Below are 16,852 nucleotides of genomic sequence, written 5' to 3'. Positions count from 1 at the left end.
ATTAAGTTTGCTGTCCTTTTTTATTTCCTTGAAAATGAGTTTTTTAAAAAATATTTAAGATTTCCTGTGATTTTTTAAGCAGACTAAAGACTAATAGTTCAAAAGCAATTCAATGAGCCAAGAAGAAGAATTTGTAAATCTAATCCATGAAAATCAAGGACTGATTTACAAGATTTCTTCCATCTACACCCAAAACACTGAAGAGCAGCAAGATCTCTATCAGGAAATTGTGTACCAGACTTGGAAGTCTTTTGACCGGTTTAAAGGGGCTTCCAAAACAAGCACTTGGCTTTATCGGATTGGAATGAACACGGCGATTACCCATCTCAACCAAAGGAAAAGAAAGGTGCAGTTGGTGCCGATGGAAGGATTGAAATTGGATATTCAGGATGAAGCTGATCCTGAATTGGAGGAACGAATCCAAGTGCTTTACCGGCATATCCGCCAACTCAACTTATTGGATCGAGGAATTATATTTCTCTTTTTGGAAGGAAAAAGTCAGGCGGAAATTGCGGAGATCACCGGGATTTCGGTAAGTAATGTGGGCACTCGGATGTCCAGAATCAAGGAAAAATTAAGGTCTGAAGTCAAAGCCTAATCGAAAACTCATGGAACTCGAGGATATGAAATCGCTTTGGGCTGAGCACAGCCAACAAATCGACAAACAAGAAAAAATCAAAAAGGAACTACTCATGAAAATGACGAAGAAAAAATATTTGAATAAACTCGGAGGTATCTACCTACCGGAAATACTGGGAGCAGTGATCTGCTTAGCTTACGCAGGCTTTTTTATTTTCCAAATTGGAAAATTGGAATTGCCTTGGAATCAGGTTTTGTCAATTTTCAATACGACACTGTTGATAGTATTGCCAATCCTGAGTCTTTATTCCCTGTTTAAACTCGGGAGGATAGATATCAGTGAAGGAAGCTCGGCTGAAATTCTGGAACGATTCACGAAAAATCGAATTTTCTTCTGGAAGGTTCAGCGATTTGCCATGGTCATTTCTGGTCTTTTTGCTATCAGTATTTTGCCACCTTTGGCAGAATTGGTTGGGAAAATCGACCTACTTTCCAGTAGACAATTTTGGATGGTCTATGTCCCAATTGGGGTCATCTTGGTCTATATTTTCACCAAAGTCACGATGAAAAAATACCAAAAGGCGCTCTCGAATTCGGAGCAGGTTTTGAAAGAATTGGAAGTTTGAATGGAAGAGGGCGTTTAGCCCTCTTTTTTTATTGTCTCCCACATCCTTTGAACCTGGGTATCTCCAAATCCATAGTTTGGAAGCCTTTTTTGAAATTCTTGAAAGACCTTTCCAAAGTCATATGTAGCTGTTTCTCTTTGAATTTCTTTTAGGGTTTCGATTGGTTTTCCTTGAAAATCACCCAAAGGGATCATATCCCGCCAAGCTTCCACGGCTGGCTTCAAGAATGGAAATCTTTCCAAAAACAGGTCTGCAATCTTCAGTGCTTCAAAAACGTCCTGATTTTGGTAATGAATCCAAAGCTTGGCAAGGATTTCTCTTTCTTTTTCACTTAGGAAATGAGCTTTATGCAGGTAGGAATCCACCAATTCCTTGTCGCTCAAAACTGTAAAATTGTAAGGTGAATCAGGATAAGGAAGGGCTAAAAAGACCTCTACCTTTTTCCCCTGAAGTAGGTTTAAAACAAACCATAAATTGACCTGGCAAAAGAGATCTTCTTCAAACCAACAGTAAACTTTAGAGTCGATTGGAATATGCAAAATTCTTTCTAATTCCGCTTGGGAATAGCTTTGGTAGCTGAAATTTGCAGGATTAGGGTAGGAGCTGGCAATGAACTTTTCCCGGATAGCCCAGAATTCCTTTAAGTTTTCTGCCTTGACTGGTCCATCGATCAAGCATTCTCGAAAGGAGATTCGTTCTCCAGGAATTTCCTCCGGAAATTTTCCCAAAAGCGCATCCCCATTTAAAATATGATAAATCATGAACTGGGGTATTTCGACTTCATGTACTGATATCCCTTGGCTATCAATTCCCGAAGCGCATCCTGATTGATGGAGGAAAGTTTATTGATGTAGATGCAAGAAGCCCCTGTCTTTACTTTTCCGAGTTTTTCGATAGGAAAATCAAAATCCTGGTGCATGCAGCCAATGATGTACAGAGAGATGGCCGATTTTCTGGGTGAAAACCCGACTGTTAAAAAATCTCCTTCTCTTCCTGAATCATACTTGTAATGGTAGCTTCCAAATCCTATTATGGAAGGGCCCCACATCACGGCTTTTTCTCCGGTGATTTCCTCCATCATTTTTTTGAGAATAAAAGCATCTTCTTTTTTGCTGGGGGATTCTACTTGGTTGATAAAATCATCCACTGAGGCGTCGGTAGGTTGAGTTTTGTTTTCGGACATGATTAGTGCTGGTAAAGTTCTATAGGTAAATCATCTGGGTCTGAGAAAAAGGTGAATTTCTTTCCGCTGGATTCATCGATTCGGATTTCCTCAACCTCGATACCTAAGTTATGAAGTTTGGCCACTTCTTTTTCAATATTCTCAACAGCAAAAGCCAAATGCCGAAGGCCACAAGCTTCAGGTCTGGAAACCCGCTTTGGAGGATTGGGAAAGGAAAATAGTTCGATTAAGTAGTTCCCATTGAGCGCCAAATCCAACTTGAACGAATCTCTTTCTTTTCGATAGATCTCTTGGATAATGGTGAATCCCAGAACTTCGGTGTAGAACTTTTTCGATCGCTCGTAATCTGAGCAGATGATGGCGATATGGTGGAGATTTTGGAGTTGGAGCATGATATTTTTTAGTCAACAGTCGACGGTCCACAGTCCACTGCTTTGGTCAGTTGACCGTGGACTGTGGTCTGTGGACAAAGAATTAATCCATTAAATGTTTTTTCAGGAAGTCTGCGGTCAAGTTTCCCACTCGCACCATGTTGCTCCATTTCATCCAATGATGGGTGTCTCCCGGGATCATTACGGCTTCATAAGGCTTTTTCAATTCCTCAAATCTTCTGATCAAATCAGAAGTTTGGCTGACATAGACATTGCGGTCATCATCTGCATGGATAAAAAGGACAGGGCTTTTCCAAGTGGCTAGGTCTGCCATAGGAGAGGACTTCCAAGCTATTTCCTTGGCTTTTTCATAATCAGGTGCGACCTCAAACCCATCGGGAATAGCATATCGATTATCCAAATCATGAACTCCATGAATATCTACTCCGACTTTGAATAAATCCGAATCTCTAGCTAAAGCCAGTGAGGTCAGATAACCTCCATAGCTACCTCCATAGATTCCAATTTTATCTCCATCTACCTGTGGTAGGCCAGCAAGAAATTCTCCTCCAGCTTTGATGTCTTGGTATTCCACAGCGCCTTGGTGATAGGCATTGGCTGGTCGATGAAATTCATAGCCATATCCGATTCCCAAGCGGTAGTTGACTGAAAGGACGACAAAACCCATTTCTGCCAGATACTGATTGTAGGCATAGGTATTGGAATAATAATCCATGTAGCTCCAACCCAAAAGCATTTGCCGCTGAGGTCCGCCATGGACAAAAACCACCCCGGGCTTTTTCCCTGATCCACCTTCTTTTTCAAAGAGTTGGCCATAAACCCGGGTACCATCAGAAGCCAAAAAGCTCACTTGCTTAGGAGTCACTAATTTGGATTGAGGAAAATCGGCTGGGATGATCGATTCCTGAAGAATTTTTGATCCTTGACCTGTTTTAACCGCAACCAAATGAGGACGCTGGGTGGTAGCTGAGAAGTAAGCTATTTTTCCTTCATTGCCCAAAACCACGGGATAAGCCTCAATCCCTTGGCCTGTAGTTTCCCAAGTCAGTTTCTTGGTAGATAAATCAATTGACCCGATATGCCTTCTATCCAAGTCTTCTTTTTCAGGACCTGTATTGGCTGAAAAAACAACTCGGGATCCATCTTTGCTTAAAGAAATCTGCTCTACCATGTACTCTCCAGGCGTCAGGGACTGGACTTTTTTACTGGCGATATCTAAAGCAAAAAGATGCTGCCAACCCTCGTGATAAGATTCGAAGACAATTTCTTTGGTGTTAGGAAAAGATAGAAAGCCATTTCTAAAAGATCCTCGCAAGGTCTCTGGAGCTTTCCAAAGCATTTTTGCGTCCCCAGACTTTACATCTTCTACCCAGATTTCCCAAGGATCATGTCTGGGTTCGAGTAGGGGAAGGGCTGCCCCATTTCCACCCAATACTTTGAAAAAAGCGATTTGGCTTCCATCAGGCGACCAAGTAGGCTTTATGTATCGATGAAAAGAAGGAGCAATCCATTGAATTGGGGTGTTCTGATTTTCATAAATCCCCAGCAATTGATGTCCCCCACGATTGACTGTAAAAGCTAATTTTTTCCCATCTGGAGAATACTCAGCGGAGTTGACGTTTCCTTTGGTTTGGAAAAGCTGGGTAGGTTTTTCTGAACCGCTAAGAGTTGTGGACCATACTTGTCCACCCTTCAGAAAGGAAAGTTGGTCAGGAAATCCCAAGGAAATATCCTCTCCCTCGGTTACGACTTCTGTCTTTTTGGAACTGAGGTTGATTTTCCAGATTTCAACTTTAGGAGGGATGGGAAGATTGTCAGGATTTACCGTTCCGGAATATTGATATCCTCCATGGTCTCCGCCTCTGACAAATACCAGCCAATTTCCATCAGGGGAAAAGCTTAAACTAGTAATTTCCTGTCCGTCATCCTCATTGAATTGAGTAAGACGAACAGGGTTGAAATCTGGAGCCCCTGCGAAATAGACATTCCGTTTCCCCTGTTCAAACATTGCCCAGGCGATTTTTTCGCCAACAGGAGAGGAGATGAGTTCCGATGGAAAACTGAATTTCCCAATCTGCTCCATGGTAAAGGATTGGGCATTTAGGAGAAAAGGGAGCAGAATGAGCAATAAGAAACTGAGGGATTTTTTCATATCAATAGCGGTCATGGATGAAATAGAGAACCTTTTGTAATTCCGTTCTCAAGTCATTGGTTGGGATTTGGTAATTGTTTAGCAGGCAGGAGAAATGCAGAATTTTGCCGCTTTTGGTAAGTAAGTAGCCACTCAGCGCGGTAGTCATGCTCAGTGAGCCAGTCTTGGCATAGATGTATGGTGGTTGGCCTTCATCGGCTTTGTACCAGTTTCGTATAGTCCCGGATTCTCCACCAGCAGGAAAATAGGCTTTGATTTTCTCCAAAGGGACTTCCTCCCGGATTTTTCCCAGCAGGGCGATGATAGATCTTGGAGTAAACATGTTTCGGGCAGAAAGCCCCGAACCATCCACCCAAATGGGTTCATCTGGTAAATCCTTCAGAAGATTTTCCTTAGCATATTCGATAGCATCCGCTGTGCTGATGGAGTTATTGAGTTGATCCGAAACCAATAGAAGCAGCTGCTCAGCGAGGAAGTTGTCGCTGATTTTCATCATTTGCGCATAGATGCTATCAGCAGGAGCGGACAGAAGTTTCTTGGGTTCTTCGAGGAGGTATTTTGAAGATTGGATGAGCGTGATTGGTTTTCCTGAAGCTTCTTCCAAAAGTTTTTCTGTCAATTCTGCTGAGGTGATGAATGGAATATCCACTTCGAAAGCATTCTCCTTAGCTTGCTCACTCAGGAAATAGGGGAATCGGTTTGAGTTTTCTTTTCTTGAAAAAGAAAAGGGATAGGAGCCGAATTGGGGAATAGATTCAAGATCTGACTTGAATCGATTGGGATAAACTGAAAAAATCTGCTCTCCTGCGTCTTTTTTAAACCGAACTATATTCCCAAAAATTGGAAAAGAAGAACGCTCCGCAGCATAATAATACGGATACCAATCCCAGGACCATCCAGGGCCGAAAGCAGAGACCTGATTAAAATTATCTAACAGGTAAAGATTCTTATTGCTTGCCTTTAAGAATTCGATAGCACGATCGTTTTTCAGATCTGGATGAAGCAAACTTGGATCGCCTGTTCCCCAAAAGATCAGAGAATCCCCTCTTTCTAAATAATTTAAACCATTGACCAAGCCATCTCCCAAGATGGAATAGGAGGTATAAAAAGTGAAAATCTTGGTATTGGAGGCGGGGATGAAGTATTTGTCAGCGTTGATTTCTACCAAGGTTTTTTCCTTTCCAGGGTCCTGAAGCATAAATCCCATGTGCCCCTGAGAAAAAACTTCGGACTTTTTCAATTGGGAATTGATTTTCTGGACGGTACAGGAGGAGAGGGCCAGAACGATGACCCAGAGTGAAAATTTCTTCATTCCCTTAAAATAGAAAAAGCCATCCAGAATTCTGAATGGCTTTTAGCAAAGGTTGGTTGGGTTGATTATTTAGTAATAGTGACGGTTTCAGTTTCTACCTTTTTACCATCTATTATTTTGATTTCTTTTTTCACTTCCTTCTTGATCATTTCAGATCCGTCAGCCATGGTGTGATGTCCTTTTTCAGAAATATGAGGAGCAATCACCAAGGCAACGATGGACATCAACTTGATCAAGATGTTCATGGAAGGACCAGAAGTGTCTTTGAACGGATCACCTACTGTATCACCCGTTACGGAAGCTTTGTGAGGCTCAGATTTCTTGTAGAAAGTTTCACCATTGATGACCACGCCTTTTTCGAAGGACTTCTTAGCGTTATCCCAAGCACCACCAGCATTGGATTGGAACATACCCATCAATACACCGGATACGGTAACACCGGCCAGCATACCACCCAATACTTCTGGGCCAAATGCAAAACCAACAATCAATGGAGAGATCAAAGCGATAGCTCCAGGAAGGATCATTTCACGGATAGAAGCTTTAGTAGAAATTTCCACGCATTTCTCATACTCAGGCTTAGCCTTGTATTCCATGATACCAGGAATTTCTCTGAACTGACGTCTTACTTCGTTTACCATGTCCATGGCAGCGCGTCCTACTGCAGCGATAGCCAAGGATGAGAAGATGAATGGAATCATACCACCCACAAACAAACCAGCCAAAACGTCGGCTTTATAAATATCAATTGCGTCGATTCCTGCGATTCCTACAAATGCTGCAAATAATGCCAAAGAGGTCAAAGCTGCGGAAGCAATAGCAAATCCTTTTCCGGTAGCTGCAGTCGTGTTACCTACAGCATCCAAGATATCGGTACGTCCACGTACTTCCTCAGGAAGCTGGCTCATCTCTGCGATACCGCCCGCGTTGTCCGCGATAGGTCCGAATGCGTCAATTGCCAACTGCATAGCTGTAGTGGCCATCATACCGGCTGCAGCGATCGCTACACCATAAAGACCTGCAAATTCATAAGCTCCATAGATACCACCTGCCAAAACTAGGATAGGAAGGACGGTAGATTCCATACCTACAGAAAGTCCACCAATGATATTGGTTGCGTGACCTGTAGCAGATTGCTTAATGATAGATAACACGGGGCGCTTGCCCATTGCAGTATAGTATTCTGTGATGATGGACATCAAAGTACCTACAACCAATCCCAAAATGATCGCATAGAAAACGTCCATATTGGTGAATTCATAACCTCTGATTGACAAGGTCTCCGGAAGCATGTGCCTTACGATGAAGAAAGAAGCGATCCCAGTAAAAATGATAGATGACCAGTTACCCATGTTAAGGGCTTTTTGAACATCACCTTTGTCATCCTTGATGGTCACGAAAGCCATACCCATGATAGAGAAGATGATTCCCAAACCAGCCAAAACCATTGGCAATAGGATAGGAGCGATTCCTCCGAAGTTATCCAAAGAAACGATTTCTCGTCCCAATACCATGGTAGCCAAAATGGTCGCTACATAAGAACCGAACAAGTCAGCTCCCATACCTGCCACGTCACCAACGTTATCACCTACGTTATCAGCGATGGTGGCTGGGTTACGAACGTCATCCTCAGGAATTCCAGCTTCTACTTTACCTACAAGGTCAGCTCCTACGTCAGCAGCTTTGGTATAAATACCACCACCCACACGGGCAAAAAGAGCAATGGATTCAGCTCCAAGAGAGAAACCAGCCAATACTTCAAGTGCTTTCTCCATTTCGATGCCATTCACGCCGGCACCTACAGAGACTACATAAAGTTGGTAGAAAATGATAAACAGGGATCCAAGACCCAAAACAGCCAGACCTGCTACACCAAGACCCATTACAGATCCTCCTGTAAATGAAACCTTTAGTGCTTGCTTTAAGCTAGTTCTAGCAGCTTGTGTGGTACGAACGTTTGCTTTGGTGGCGATTTTCATCCCGATGTAGCCAGCCAATGCAGAGAAAAATGCTCCGATTACGAAAGAAATGGCGATAACCGGGCTGGAGGTTTCAACCAAAGTTCCAGACCAAGCCAATAAAATACCGGCGATTACAGCAAAGTAGCCGAGGATTTTCCATTCAGCTTTCAAAAACGCCATTGCACCTTTGGCAATGTAGCCGGAGAGTTCTACCATGTTGGCATCTCCTGTTTGTTGCTTGCTCACCCATGCAGATTTAACCGCCATGGCTAGCAAGCCTACCAATCCCAGCGCAGGGACTACGTAAATAAGCGCTTGTTCCATAATATATAGTGATTCAATTTGGGTTTTGAATTAATAATTCGGCAAAGATAGAATTAATCGTCTTCCTGCCAATTCCATTTGTGAAGAACCTCGAATTCATCAATTGTCGATTTCCAGGATCACCAAATAAAATGAGGAAAATGGGAATTGGAGGATAATTCTGTTAAGTACCCGATCTGTCTTTAAAGGCACATTTTCAAAAGAAAAAAGTCAATGTGATACTTTCGTGAACATTTACTTTTAGTTTTCTTGACTTATTGGACTAAGCATGAAAAAAATCCTTGTCGTCGAAGACGATCCCAATATCAATCAACTTTTACTCCTTCATCTCCAGGATTTGGATTATCAAGTGGAAGTGTGTGATAATGGCAGGCGTGGTTTCGAAAAAGCCCGATCCGAAGAGCTTGATTTATTGGTTTTGGATGTGATGCTTCCTGATATGGATGGGATCAGCATTTGTCAAAAATTGAGGGCTTTGGAAGTTTTTACCCCCATTTTAATGCTCACCGCCAAGTCTGAGGAAATCGATAAGATCATGGGCCTAGAATCCGGAGCTGACGATTATCTGACTAAGCCATTCAAAATCCGGGAATTTCTCGCCAGAGTAAAGGCAATTTTGAGAAGACAGGAATTGATGCGATTGGCTTCTTCAAAAGAAAAATCCACGCTCAGATTTGGGCAGCTGGAAATTGATCTGGAAAAGCGAAAGGTGCTTTTTGGAAATAAGCGGATTGAATTGACCCCGAAAGAATTTGATTTACTCTATCTCATGGCTAAAAATCCAGGAAGAAGTTATTCCCGAGGTGAATTACTGGAATTAATCTGGGGCTATGATTTCAGCGGGTATGAACATACCGTGAATGCCCATATCAATCGGCTTCGAGCCAAGATCGAAGCCGATGCAAATAATCCTTCCTATATCCTGACCACTTGGGGAGTGGGATATCGATTTAACGACGAACTCTAAATCTCCCGCCATGAAAAGTTTATATTGGAGAATCTCTCTTTCCTTCATTTTGGTCTTGTTGCTCGTAGGGGCCTCCTACGTTTACATCACCACCAAAAATGCTCAGGAGTATTATCAGGAAACCACACAAAAGTTAAACTCTGATGTTGCCACCTACTTGATCAAGGAAGTCAATCCTTTCAAAGATGGTCAGGTAAATGAGGAAGCGCTGGGGGTGATCATGCATTCCATGATGGCGGTAAACCCCGGAATTGAGGTTTACTTATTAAATCCTCAAGGAGAAATCCTTTCCTATGTAGTTCTGGATCAGTTGGTAAAATTGAAGTCAGTGGACATCAACCCAGTCAAGCAATTTATTGATACTCAAGGAGAGGAATTTGTTTTGGGTGAGGATCCCAGAAATCCAGGTGGCTTTTCTGTTTTTTCGGCAGCTCCTGTCTATGAGAATGACATCCTTCAAGGCTATGTCTACATCACTTTAGAGAGTGAAAAATTTGATTCCATCAGTGCTCAACTTTTGGGTTCGTACTGGATGAGACTTTCCCTGAATTCCGTCCTGATCACTTTAGTGGTTGGTTTGTTGATTGGGTTAGTATTGATCGCCTGGTTGACCAGACATTTGAGAAAAGTAGTGGATACCGTAGAGGAGTTTAAGGAAGGAAATCTTTTGGCAAGGGTTCCTGAAGCTTCCTCTGATTCCGATTTAGCCATGTTGGGAAAAACCTTTAATTCTATGGCGGATACTTTGGTGAAAAATATTGAGGAGCTCAAAAACGTAGATACCCTTCGCAAGGAATTGATTGCGAATGTTTCTCACGATCTCAGGAATCCTTTGGCTATAATCAACGGTTATGTGGAAACTCTCCAAATGAGAGAGGATAAACTGACCCCTGAGGAAAAGGCGAGGTATTATAAAATCATCCTTAACTCAGTTGATAAGCTGACCAAGCTGGTAGGAGACCTGTTTGATTTGTCCAAGCTTGATTCGGGCCAAATGCCCGTTAAAATGGAAAGATTGAAGATTCAGGAGTTGATTTTTGACTCTAGCCTTAAGTATGAATTGCTGGCAGGAACCAAAGAAATTCAGATTAAATCCAGCATTTGCCCTGATCTTCCACCGGTTCAAGCGGACTTGTACTTGATGGATCGTGTGATTCAGAATCTTTTGGACAATGCTGTAAAATATACTCCCCCAAGCGGTGAAATTGAATTGGAAGCTTGTGCAGCACCTGGTGGTGTTTTGATCCGTGTGAAAAATTCTGGGACAGGTATTCCCAAAGAGGACTTGGATTCCATCTTTGACCGATACTACAAGGTGGACAAAGATTACAAAGGAATCGAAGGGTCTGGATTAGGCTTGGCAATAGTTAAAAAGATCCTGGAGATCCATGGGACTCAGATCCAATTGGAGTCGGATTCTGTTTCTTATACAGAGTTCCAGTTTGTCCTTCCAGCTTAAAAGATTGATTTCGAAGACATAAAAAAAGAGGCTGTCTCAAAAGCAAGGTTTGTCAAATTGAGCGAAGTCGAAATGTTGTCCAGAATGTTGGAAAATGCCTTCGACTCCGCTCAGGCTGACAAAGAAACTATTGATGAGACATCCTCTATTTCAGTTTTAGGGCATTTCTTAATTCAAGGGTGCAAATCCAAAAGGAATTGCAGCGGCTCCACACCAAATGATGGCATGGTTAAACTTCGAATCTGGAAGGCCGGGTAAAGCAAAGAATTGCTCCCCAGGTTTTCCTACAATGGAAACCAATTGAAAGGTACTGGAAGAATTAAGGTTAAGCGTTTGGGAAGTGGCCAAATAGACTGTAACTGTTCCTGTGCTAAATTTAGTCGTGAAATTTTCTGAAAGTCTCAGGAAGTATTTACCAGCATTATCCTTAACGATTGAAACCGTTCCAATGGTATTGGTGGAACTTTGGGCGGTCAAGGTTCCTGATTTAATTAGATCCAACTGACCCATAACCATGGTGTTGTCATCTGGAGCACTAGGATTTCCATCCTCACTTCCGCAGCTTACTAAAAGAGAAAGCACTAAGGCTAAACTTGCAAGTTTTAGGTAATTTTTCATATCTGATTGAAATTAAAAGGTTTCTAGATTTCTAAAGAGGATTCGACCTCTGCTATATGTGATTTTATTTTGAGATTTTAGTCCGGATAGGACCATGCTTACGGTTTGCCGGCTGGTGTCCGTCAGAATTGCCAAATCCTCATGGGTTACTGGAAGTTTTAGAAGGGTTTCTCCTCCAAAATTTCTTCCCATTCTTAAAGCAAGGTCCTTTAGAGTAAGCTTGATTCTTTGCTCTGCATCTTGAAAAAGAATCCTTTCCAGTCTTGTTCTGGCCTGTAGGATTTCCAATTGAAGATTTTCCAGAATTCTCAGCAATTTCAAATGACTAGGATCCTCAAATGGAATAAGCTCGACAACTGAATTTTCTTCCAAGGCGATTGCAGAATAGGAATGCTTTTTCCCATGCTCAGTTTCTACTAGTTCACCCATCAGTTCTCCCTGAATTTTGAAAGAAAGGATAGCCCTAGCTCCAGATTCATGTGCGCGAATGGTTTTTACCAATCCGGATTTGACCAGGTAATAGCCTTTGAATTCCTCATTTTGATGAAAAATGGTTTCATCTTTTTTCAAGGTTTTCAAGCAGGGGAATGAGCGATTCATTCCAATTGGATTGGCTTGATTCATGGTTGCTTGGGTTTTCGTTCGTAATAAAATCCCAAAGAGAAAGTACCCGCTGAATAGAGGTTTTTTCTTTCAAAAAGGAAGTCAGCATAATTACGATAATTCAAAGAAAGGTGGATTCCTTTGAATAGGGGCGCCGAAGCTCCAAAGCTATAGCTGGTATATTCTGTCCCGTCTCCTCTTACAAAGTCTGTTGCTACGGGTACATCTTGGGTAGAGGTCAAGGCATTAATTCGGCTGTTGATCCAAACCAGATCAGCGATTTTATATCCCAATTCTACTCCTAAACCGATTTGATTGGTAAAACTGATATCCTGATAGGAAGTCCTGTAGTTATAGGAACCGAATAAATTCCCGTAGAGTGGAGCATTCGGTAAGGAAAAGGAAGTAGCCAATGTAGTCCACACATTAAACTCACCATCTCCAGAAGGCAAATTGATGGATTCAAAGTCATTGAGTTTGCTTTGTGCAAAGTTGTTGGCTTTGCCAATCGGAAACTCTGGCGCAACAGAAATGGAAAGAGGCACGTATTTTTTCAAAAGCGCTTGCTTGAATTCCAGTCTCAAATCTCCCAACCCGCTGACCGTCTCGGTGGAAGAAAATCCGTTCCAAACCTGAAGCGGCCAATTTGCTATCACGGTTAACTTATCTGTAAGCCCATATTCCCCATAAAAAACAAGTGAATTCTGTGTGAATTGATTGGTTTTTAATTTTTCTCCTTCCAAAGTAAAATAGTCGTCCGAGGAGAATCTATTAAAGCTGAGTTGGTAGAATCCCTCTTTTTTGGCTTTAGTCCATCCGCTTTGGGCTTGAATGGAGAAAGGGCTTAGGATAGCCAAAAGTCCAAGAATAATCCCGGACTTTTGGATAAGTTGAAATTGATTCATCATTTATTGAAGTCTGGCGTTTCCAAAAGGGATTCCTACCGAACCGCACCATAAAATCACGTGTGTGTATTTGCTGGTAGAGGCTCCAGTTGGAATGGCGAAGAAATTTTCTCCTGCTTTCCTAACTGGCCCCAAGGCTAATAAGTTTGGATTCCCATTCGCTGGATCTGGTGTAAAAGTGGCTGAGGTGGAAAGGAAAACAGTGACAGTTCCCGTGGCCAAAGCGGTGTTGAAAGATGAACTGAAGGATAAAAACTCTTTGCCTTTGGTGTCTACACCCAAATTGGCGGAACCAGTGGAACCAGCTCCATTTTGATCTACGAAAGATCCCATTCGCTGTACAGAAAGTGATCCCGAAGGAACAGTAGGATCAATTACTACCGGTTCTGTATCATCAGAACAAGAGACTAAGCCTAAAAAGGCGACATAGAATAGAAACAGTACTTTTTTCATGATAGTTAGAGTTTTGGTTGTTTGTATAATTCAAAAATCGCCTTAGACTATCACGAAAAGTTCACGAAAAAATAAAGCTTTATTTTAGGACCAAATAATTCATTAAGGAATGAGTTTCGAGGAATTCAAAAAATTAAACCACCCAGAATCCGATTTCTCCCCGGAGTTATTAGCCCTGTGGTACGATGGAAAAGGTGACTGGAAAAGTGCCCACGATCAGGTCGATCATTTAGAATCTCGTACTGCAGCTAGGGTACATGCATATCTGCATCGCAAAGAAGGAGATAGCTGGAATGCGGACTATTGGTATCGCAGAGCAGGGGAGAAGATACCTACCATCAGTCTCGATGAGGAGTGGAAGGAATTAGTCCTTCGATTTTTGGTCTGATTCGGGTAGGGGCTTTAAAATAAAATTCAGCCTTTCTACATAATCTCCGTCTGCCAAGGCCTTGATCTCGAATTCGAGGAAACCGCAAGCTGATTAAATTTTTACGCAGCTATACAGATTTTTTTTTGCATTGGTGAAAAAAAATGAAACGGTTATAGGTTTCAAATTCAAAATTCATCTTTTTCCAATGAAAAAGTCAATTAAATGCCCCAAAAATACCCAATATAGGGTATGTTTTGGCTTTGGGCTTCTGGTTACTTTTGCTCTAAGACCTTTTATACTATGAAATTCTTTTATCTATCTTCCTTGCCAAATGCGGAGGGGCTGTTTGAGATTCACGACAAGGAATGTGAACTAATTCCCGAATCAATTAATCGGGATTACCTGGGTCCCTTCAATAATGGAAAAGAAGCCTTACGCGTAGCTTCCCAAAAGAATCCCAAAGCTGCGCTTTGTGCCAAATGCTGCTCAGGGATTTCCCAGGCCATTATCTTCTCTTCCAAGAATAAAGAATCCTCTCAGGAAATTTGAATTTGTTGAAAAATGAGTATCATTTTTTGAAGCCTAAAAATTCTGATTTTTCTGGGGAAAACTACCAAAAAGTTTAATTTCGCATCCCATATCGGGGTGTGGCGCAGTCCGGTTAGCGTACACGTCTGGGGGGCGTGTGGTCGCAGGTTCAAATCCTGTCACCCCGACAAAAAAAGGTATAGTCCACAACTATACCTTTTTTCTTTATATGACTTCACAAATTTTAGATTGAAATTTTATTTCTATGGAAATTGATCTACCCTAGAATTATCTGTCATCAGGCTTGATGTCTGGACAGCAAGGATTTCCTTCGTCCTTTGCTTTTTGGCATCTTTCCATAGCCTCCTCAAAAGTGTATTTCGGATGTGGTTTTGGATCATGTGCAAAGAATAAATCCATTTGGGCCAAAGCACAAAGGATTAATTTATCCCGATCATCTGCAGGGGTTGGAGCTCCTTTTCCGTCAGTATTTCCGAACCAACGATTGCAGGCGGCTGCCCGTACTGCTAATGGATCCAAATTTGGATTGTCTTTGTAAATCTTCAAAAATGTAGCTGCTACCAAATCTTGAGCCTCATAAAGTCTGATATCAGGCATTACGGCTGGATTATTTGTACAGCGCCCGGTTACGCTTGCAGCAATCATGTGATTCACTATTAAGTAAGGAGTTTCACGCTTCGAGTGAGGATAAACTCTGAATTTTCCTGCCTGTAGCACATTTACCTGAGGAATCCCATTTGCATCTTGAGGGAGAATATCGGTGTAAGTAGTTCTAAACCATCCAGGAGACTGTGGGTCATAAAGTGGAGAACCACCAATCAATATTGGGAGAGTGTATTTATTCTCATCTGGCCAATCCGGCGGAGTAAGATAAAGCTCCATCATGGATTTGATATAGTCCCGATCTGAAGGTCCGTCAAAAAATGCTTTTGCCATCATGATGGGCATATAATCATTTGGATATTCACTTTCCCCTGAGCCTGGGGCAGCAACCGGATTAACATCGATGAAGGTTTTGTATCGGCTAATTTCATTTTCAGGAATCCCCGCTTGGACTAATAGCCTACTCCATCGTTGCATGGTCATGGCATTGTCAAATGTTCCTGCTTGAAGTACTGCCCATGGGGGATAGTGTAGCAAGAGCATCCCTTTTTGGCCCATTACATTTAAGCCTAAAGGTGGGAAAAGCGTCCATTTTGACTTCCCGTCCATAGGATTCCAATTTACCGGATAGCCTTCCATAGGATTCCATACCCCAAACTCCTCCATCAATTCCTTTCCTCGAATTGCCTTAAAAGCATATCCGGAACTGAAGATTTGTTGGTGTCTCTTCTTAAACTTTTCCATTTGAATAAGATCATAGTATCCCAGAATTTCGATCTGATATTTTCCCTTTTTTAGAGAAACTTTGACCTCAATATCCCCCTCGATCCCGTCTGCATGAATAGAGTTTTTGGTGTAATGCCGGATAACATCCGTGGTGTCTTGAAACATTAAATTATGGTCTGCATACTTGGCATCAGGAAAAAGTTGATCCAAGTCTTTAGCATCTCCAAGTGTATAGGTAATTGTTTCCATAGTGCCTGTTTTTAAGCGCTTTCGATATTCCAATCCAAAAAATCAGTAATTATTAAAAGATTATCCGTGGGAGCCTTATCATCAGGATTCCAGGTAGTCTTCATCCAGAAATTAAGTGCATTTGGGAATTTTTGGGAGTATAAAACAGAGTTGGCGGGCTCATTATCAAATGTTGCGATGACCTCGCCTTTAAGGGAATTTATGGATGTAATTACCCTGTTTTTATAATCCACGTCTTTTTCGGATTTATTGATTTTCAGGTTAAGCTCACACCGTCCTTGCCAATATGGGAAGCCTCTTTCTGTGAAAGAAAGTGTAGTTCCTTGCCCCATCCCATTATTGAGACTTGGATCACCTTCATGCCTACCAGTAAGATAAAAGATCATCGCACCGGCGTCATGGCAGGCATTTGCAAAAGCTACTGCTCCCGGATTAGGAAGGTCTAATTGAACATAATCATTGGTGAAAAAAGTATTGCCCCAATAAATAAGAAAAGCAGCCAAGGATGGACTTTTGGGATCAAGCCCAGCATTGGTGAGTGCCAAACTTACACTCCAATTCATGTCTTTCAGTGTAATACTACTAGCAATAGCGGCAAAATCCGGGTATTTATCACCTTGGTCGGCGGCAAAATTTTGGATAATAATCAAATTTCTTCGAGCTGTAGAGTAAAGGGTGTCATCCAAATCAAAAACTACAATAGGGAGAAGATTACATGATTTAATTTTTGGAATGACTTGTTGGAGAGGAGTAGGAGTCATGCTAAGTTTAGGTTAAAATGTAGATCCAATAAGATAGTCAAAATATCAGAAAATCAATAG

18 protein-coding genes and 1 tRNA gene are annotated in these 16,852 nt (G+C 41.8%); 7 read left to right on the top strand and 12 right to left on the bottom strand.

Annotated features, from left to right (window positions below):
* Positions 1–112: 112 nt before the first annotated feature.
* Together DFQ04_RS06535 and DFQ04_RS06530 are read left to right on the top strand one after the other, a co-directional pair.
* Positions 113–598, top strand: coding sequence for an RNA polymerase sigma factor (locus DFQ04_RS06535; protein ID WP_133553875.1), 486 nt, complete (start codon positions 113–115; stop codon positions 596–598).
* Positions 599–608: 10 nt separating this feature from the next.
* A complete protein-coding gene (locus DFQ04_RS06530; protein WP_133553873.1) occupies positions 609–1,205 on the top strand; it encodes a hypothetical protein in 597 nt (198 codons plus the stop codon).
* Between the two features lie 14 nt (positions 1,206–1,219).
* Here the strand turns inward: DFQ04_RS06530 and DFQ04_RS06525 are convergent, their stop codons facing one another.
* From DFQ04_RS06525 to DFQ04_RS06500, 6 genes are all read right to left on the bottom strand, one after another.
* The gene (locus DFQ04_RS06525; protein WP_133553871.1) at positions 1,220–1,966 is read right to left on the bottom strand and encodes a DUF1835 domain-containing protein; all 747 of its coding nucleotides are present in this window, start codon (positions 1,964–1,966) and stop codon (positions 1,220–1,222) included.
* Positions 1,963–2,388 (bottom strand): DUF1801 domain-containing protein, encoded by a 426-nt coding sequence (locus DFQ04_RS06520; protein WP_133553869.1) that lies wholly within the window; start codon positions 2,386–2,388, stop codon positions 1,963–1,965. The genes DFQ04_RS06525 and DFQ04_RS06520 overlap by 4 nt, the downstream gene beginning before the upstream one ends.
* Before the next feature lie 2 nt (positions 2,389–2,390).
* Positions 2,391–2,780: an SMU1112c/YaeR family gloxylase I-like metalloprotein gene (gene gloA2, locus DFQ04_RS06515; protein ID WP_133553867.1), complete on the bottom strand. Its 390-nt coding sequence runs from the start codon at positions 2,778–2,780 to the stop codon at positions 2,391–2,393.
* A gap of 82 nt (positions 2,781–2,862) precedes the next feature.
* Positions 2,863–4,932: a S9 family peptidase gene (locus DFQ04_RS06510; RefSeq protein WP_133553865.1), complete on the bottom strand. Its 2,070-nt coding sequence runs from the start codon at positions 4,930–4,932 to the stop codon at positions 2,863–2,865.
* 1 nt (position 4,933) lies between these two features.
* Positions 4,934–6,244 carry a D-alanyl-D-alanine carboxypeptidase gene (locus tag DFQ04_RS06505; protein WP_133553863.1) on the bottom strand — a complete coding sequence of 437 codons (1,311 nt, stop codon included), beginning with the start codon at positions 6,242–6,244 and terminating at the stop codon, positions 4,934–4,936.
* Positions 6,245–6,309: 65 nt separating this feature from the next.
* Complete coding sequence (locus DFQ04_RS06500; protein WP_133553861.1) at positions 6,310–8,529, bottom strand: sodium-translocating pyrophosphatase; 2,220 nt, start codon at positions 8,527–8,529, stop codon at positions 6,310–6,312.
* Positions 8,530–8,797: 268 nt separating this feature from the next.
* Here DFQ04_RS06500 and DFQ04_RS06495 point away from each other — a divergent pair, with 268 nt between their 5' ends.
* Both DFQ04_RS06495 and DFQ04_RS06490 read left to right on the top strand, forming a co-directional pair.
* Entirely contained in the window at positions 8,798–9,496 is a 699-nt protein-coding gene (locus tag DFQ04_RS06495; RefSeq protein ID WP_133553859.1) for a response regulator transcription factor, read from the top strand.
* Positions 9,497–9,506: 10 nt separating this feature from the next.
* On the top strand, positions 9,507–10,955 hold the full coding sequence (locus DFQ04_RS06490; protein WP_133553857.1) for a HAMP domain-containing sensor histidine kinase: 1,449 nt from the start codon (positions 9,507–9,509) through the stop codon (positions 10,953–10,955).
* Between the two features lie 168 nt (positions 10,956–11,123).
* Here the strand turns inward: DFQ04_RS06490 and DFQ04_RS06485 are convergent, their stop codons facing one another.
* Genes DFQ04_RS06485 through DFQ04_RS06470 form a run of 4 tightly spaced genes read right to left on the bottom strand, consistent with a single transcriptional unit; the run spans position 11,124 to position 13,534 of the window.
* Positions 11,124–11,573: a DM13 domain-containing protein gene (locus DFQ04_RS06485; protein ID WP_133553855.1), complete on the bottom strand. Its 450-nt coding sequence runs from the start codon at positions 11,571–11,573 to the stop codon at positions 11,124–11,126.
* A gap of 12 nt (positions 11,574–11,585) precedes the next feature.
* On the bottom strand, positions 11,586–12,197 hold the full coding sequence (locus DFQ04_RS06480) for a Crp/Fnr family transcriptional regulator (protein ID WP_133553853.1): 612 nt from the start codon (positions 12,195–12,197) through the stop codon (positions 11,586–11,588).
* Positions 12,194–13,084 carry a hypothetical protein gene (locus tag DFQ04_RS06475; protein ID WP_133553851.1) on the bottom strand — a complete coding sequence of 297 codons (891 nt, stop codon included), beginning with the start codon at positions 13,082–13,084 and terminating at the stop codon, positions 12,194–12,196. Before DFQ04_RS06475 ends, DFQ04_RS06480 begins: the two co-directional genes overlap by 4 nt.
* Entirely contained in the window at positions 13,085–13,534 is a 450-nt protein-coding gene (locus tag DFQ04_RS06470) for a DM13 domain-containing protein (RefSeq protein WP_133553849.1), read from the bottom strand.
* A 109-nt stretch (positions 13,535–13,643) separates the two neighbouring features.
* Between DFQ04_RS06470 and DFQ04_RS06465 the strand changes: the two genes are divergently transcribed.
* The 3 genes from DFQ04_RS06465 to DFQ04_RS06455 all read left to right on the top strand — a co-directional run bounded on the left by DFQ04_RS06465 (position 13,644) and on the right by DFQ04_RS06455 (position 14,620).
* Entirely contained in the window at positions 13,644–13,922 is a 279-nt protein-coding gene (locus tag DFQ04_RS06465) for a hypothetical protein (RefSeq protein WP_133553847.1), read from the top strand.
* A gap of 282 nt (positions 13,923–14,204) precedes the next feature.
* On the top strand, positions 14,205–14,453 hold the full coding sequence (locus tag DFQ04_RS06460) for a hypothetical protein (RefSeq protein WP_133553845.1): 249 nt from the start codon (positions 14,205–14,207) through the stop codon (positions 14,451–14,453).
* Between the two features lie 92 nt (positions 14,454–14,545).
* Positions 14,546–14,620 (top strand) — tRNA-Pro (locus tag DFQ04_RS06455).
* A gap of 100 nt (positions 14,621–14,720) precedes the next feature.
* Here the strand turns inward: DFQ04_RS06455 and DFQ04_RS06450 are convergent.
* Together DFQ04_RS06450 and DFQ04_RS06445 are read right to left on the bottom strand one after the other, a co-directional pair.
* Positions 14,721–16,031, bottom strand: coding sequence for a hypothetical protein (locus tag DFQ04_RS06450; RefSeq protein ID WP_133553843.1), 1,311 nt, complete (start codon positions 16,029–16,031; stop codon positions 14,721–14,723).
* Positions 16,032–16,042: 11 nt separating this feature from the next.
* A complete protein-coding gene (locus tag DFQ04_RS06445; protein WP_133553841.1) occupies positions 16,043–16,792 on the bottom strand; it encodes an HAD family hydrolase in 750 nt (249 codons plus the stop codon).
* Between the last annotated feature and the right edge of the window lie 60 nt (positions 16,793–16,852).

This window comes from Algoriphagus boseongensis (assembly GCF_004362805.1).
Taxonomy (GTDB): Bacteria; Bacteroidota; Bacteroidia; order Cytophagales; family Cyclobacteriaceae; genus Algoriphagus; species Algoriphagus boseongensis.
The sequence above is the reverse complement of the archived record's forward strand: the minus strand, read 5'-3'. Positions and strand labels throughout refer to the sequence as shown.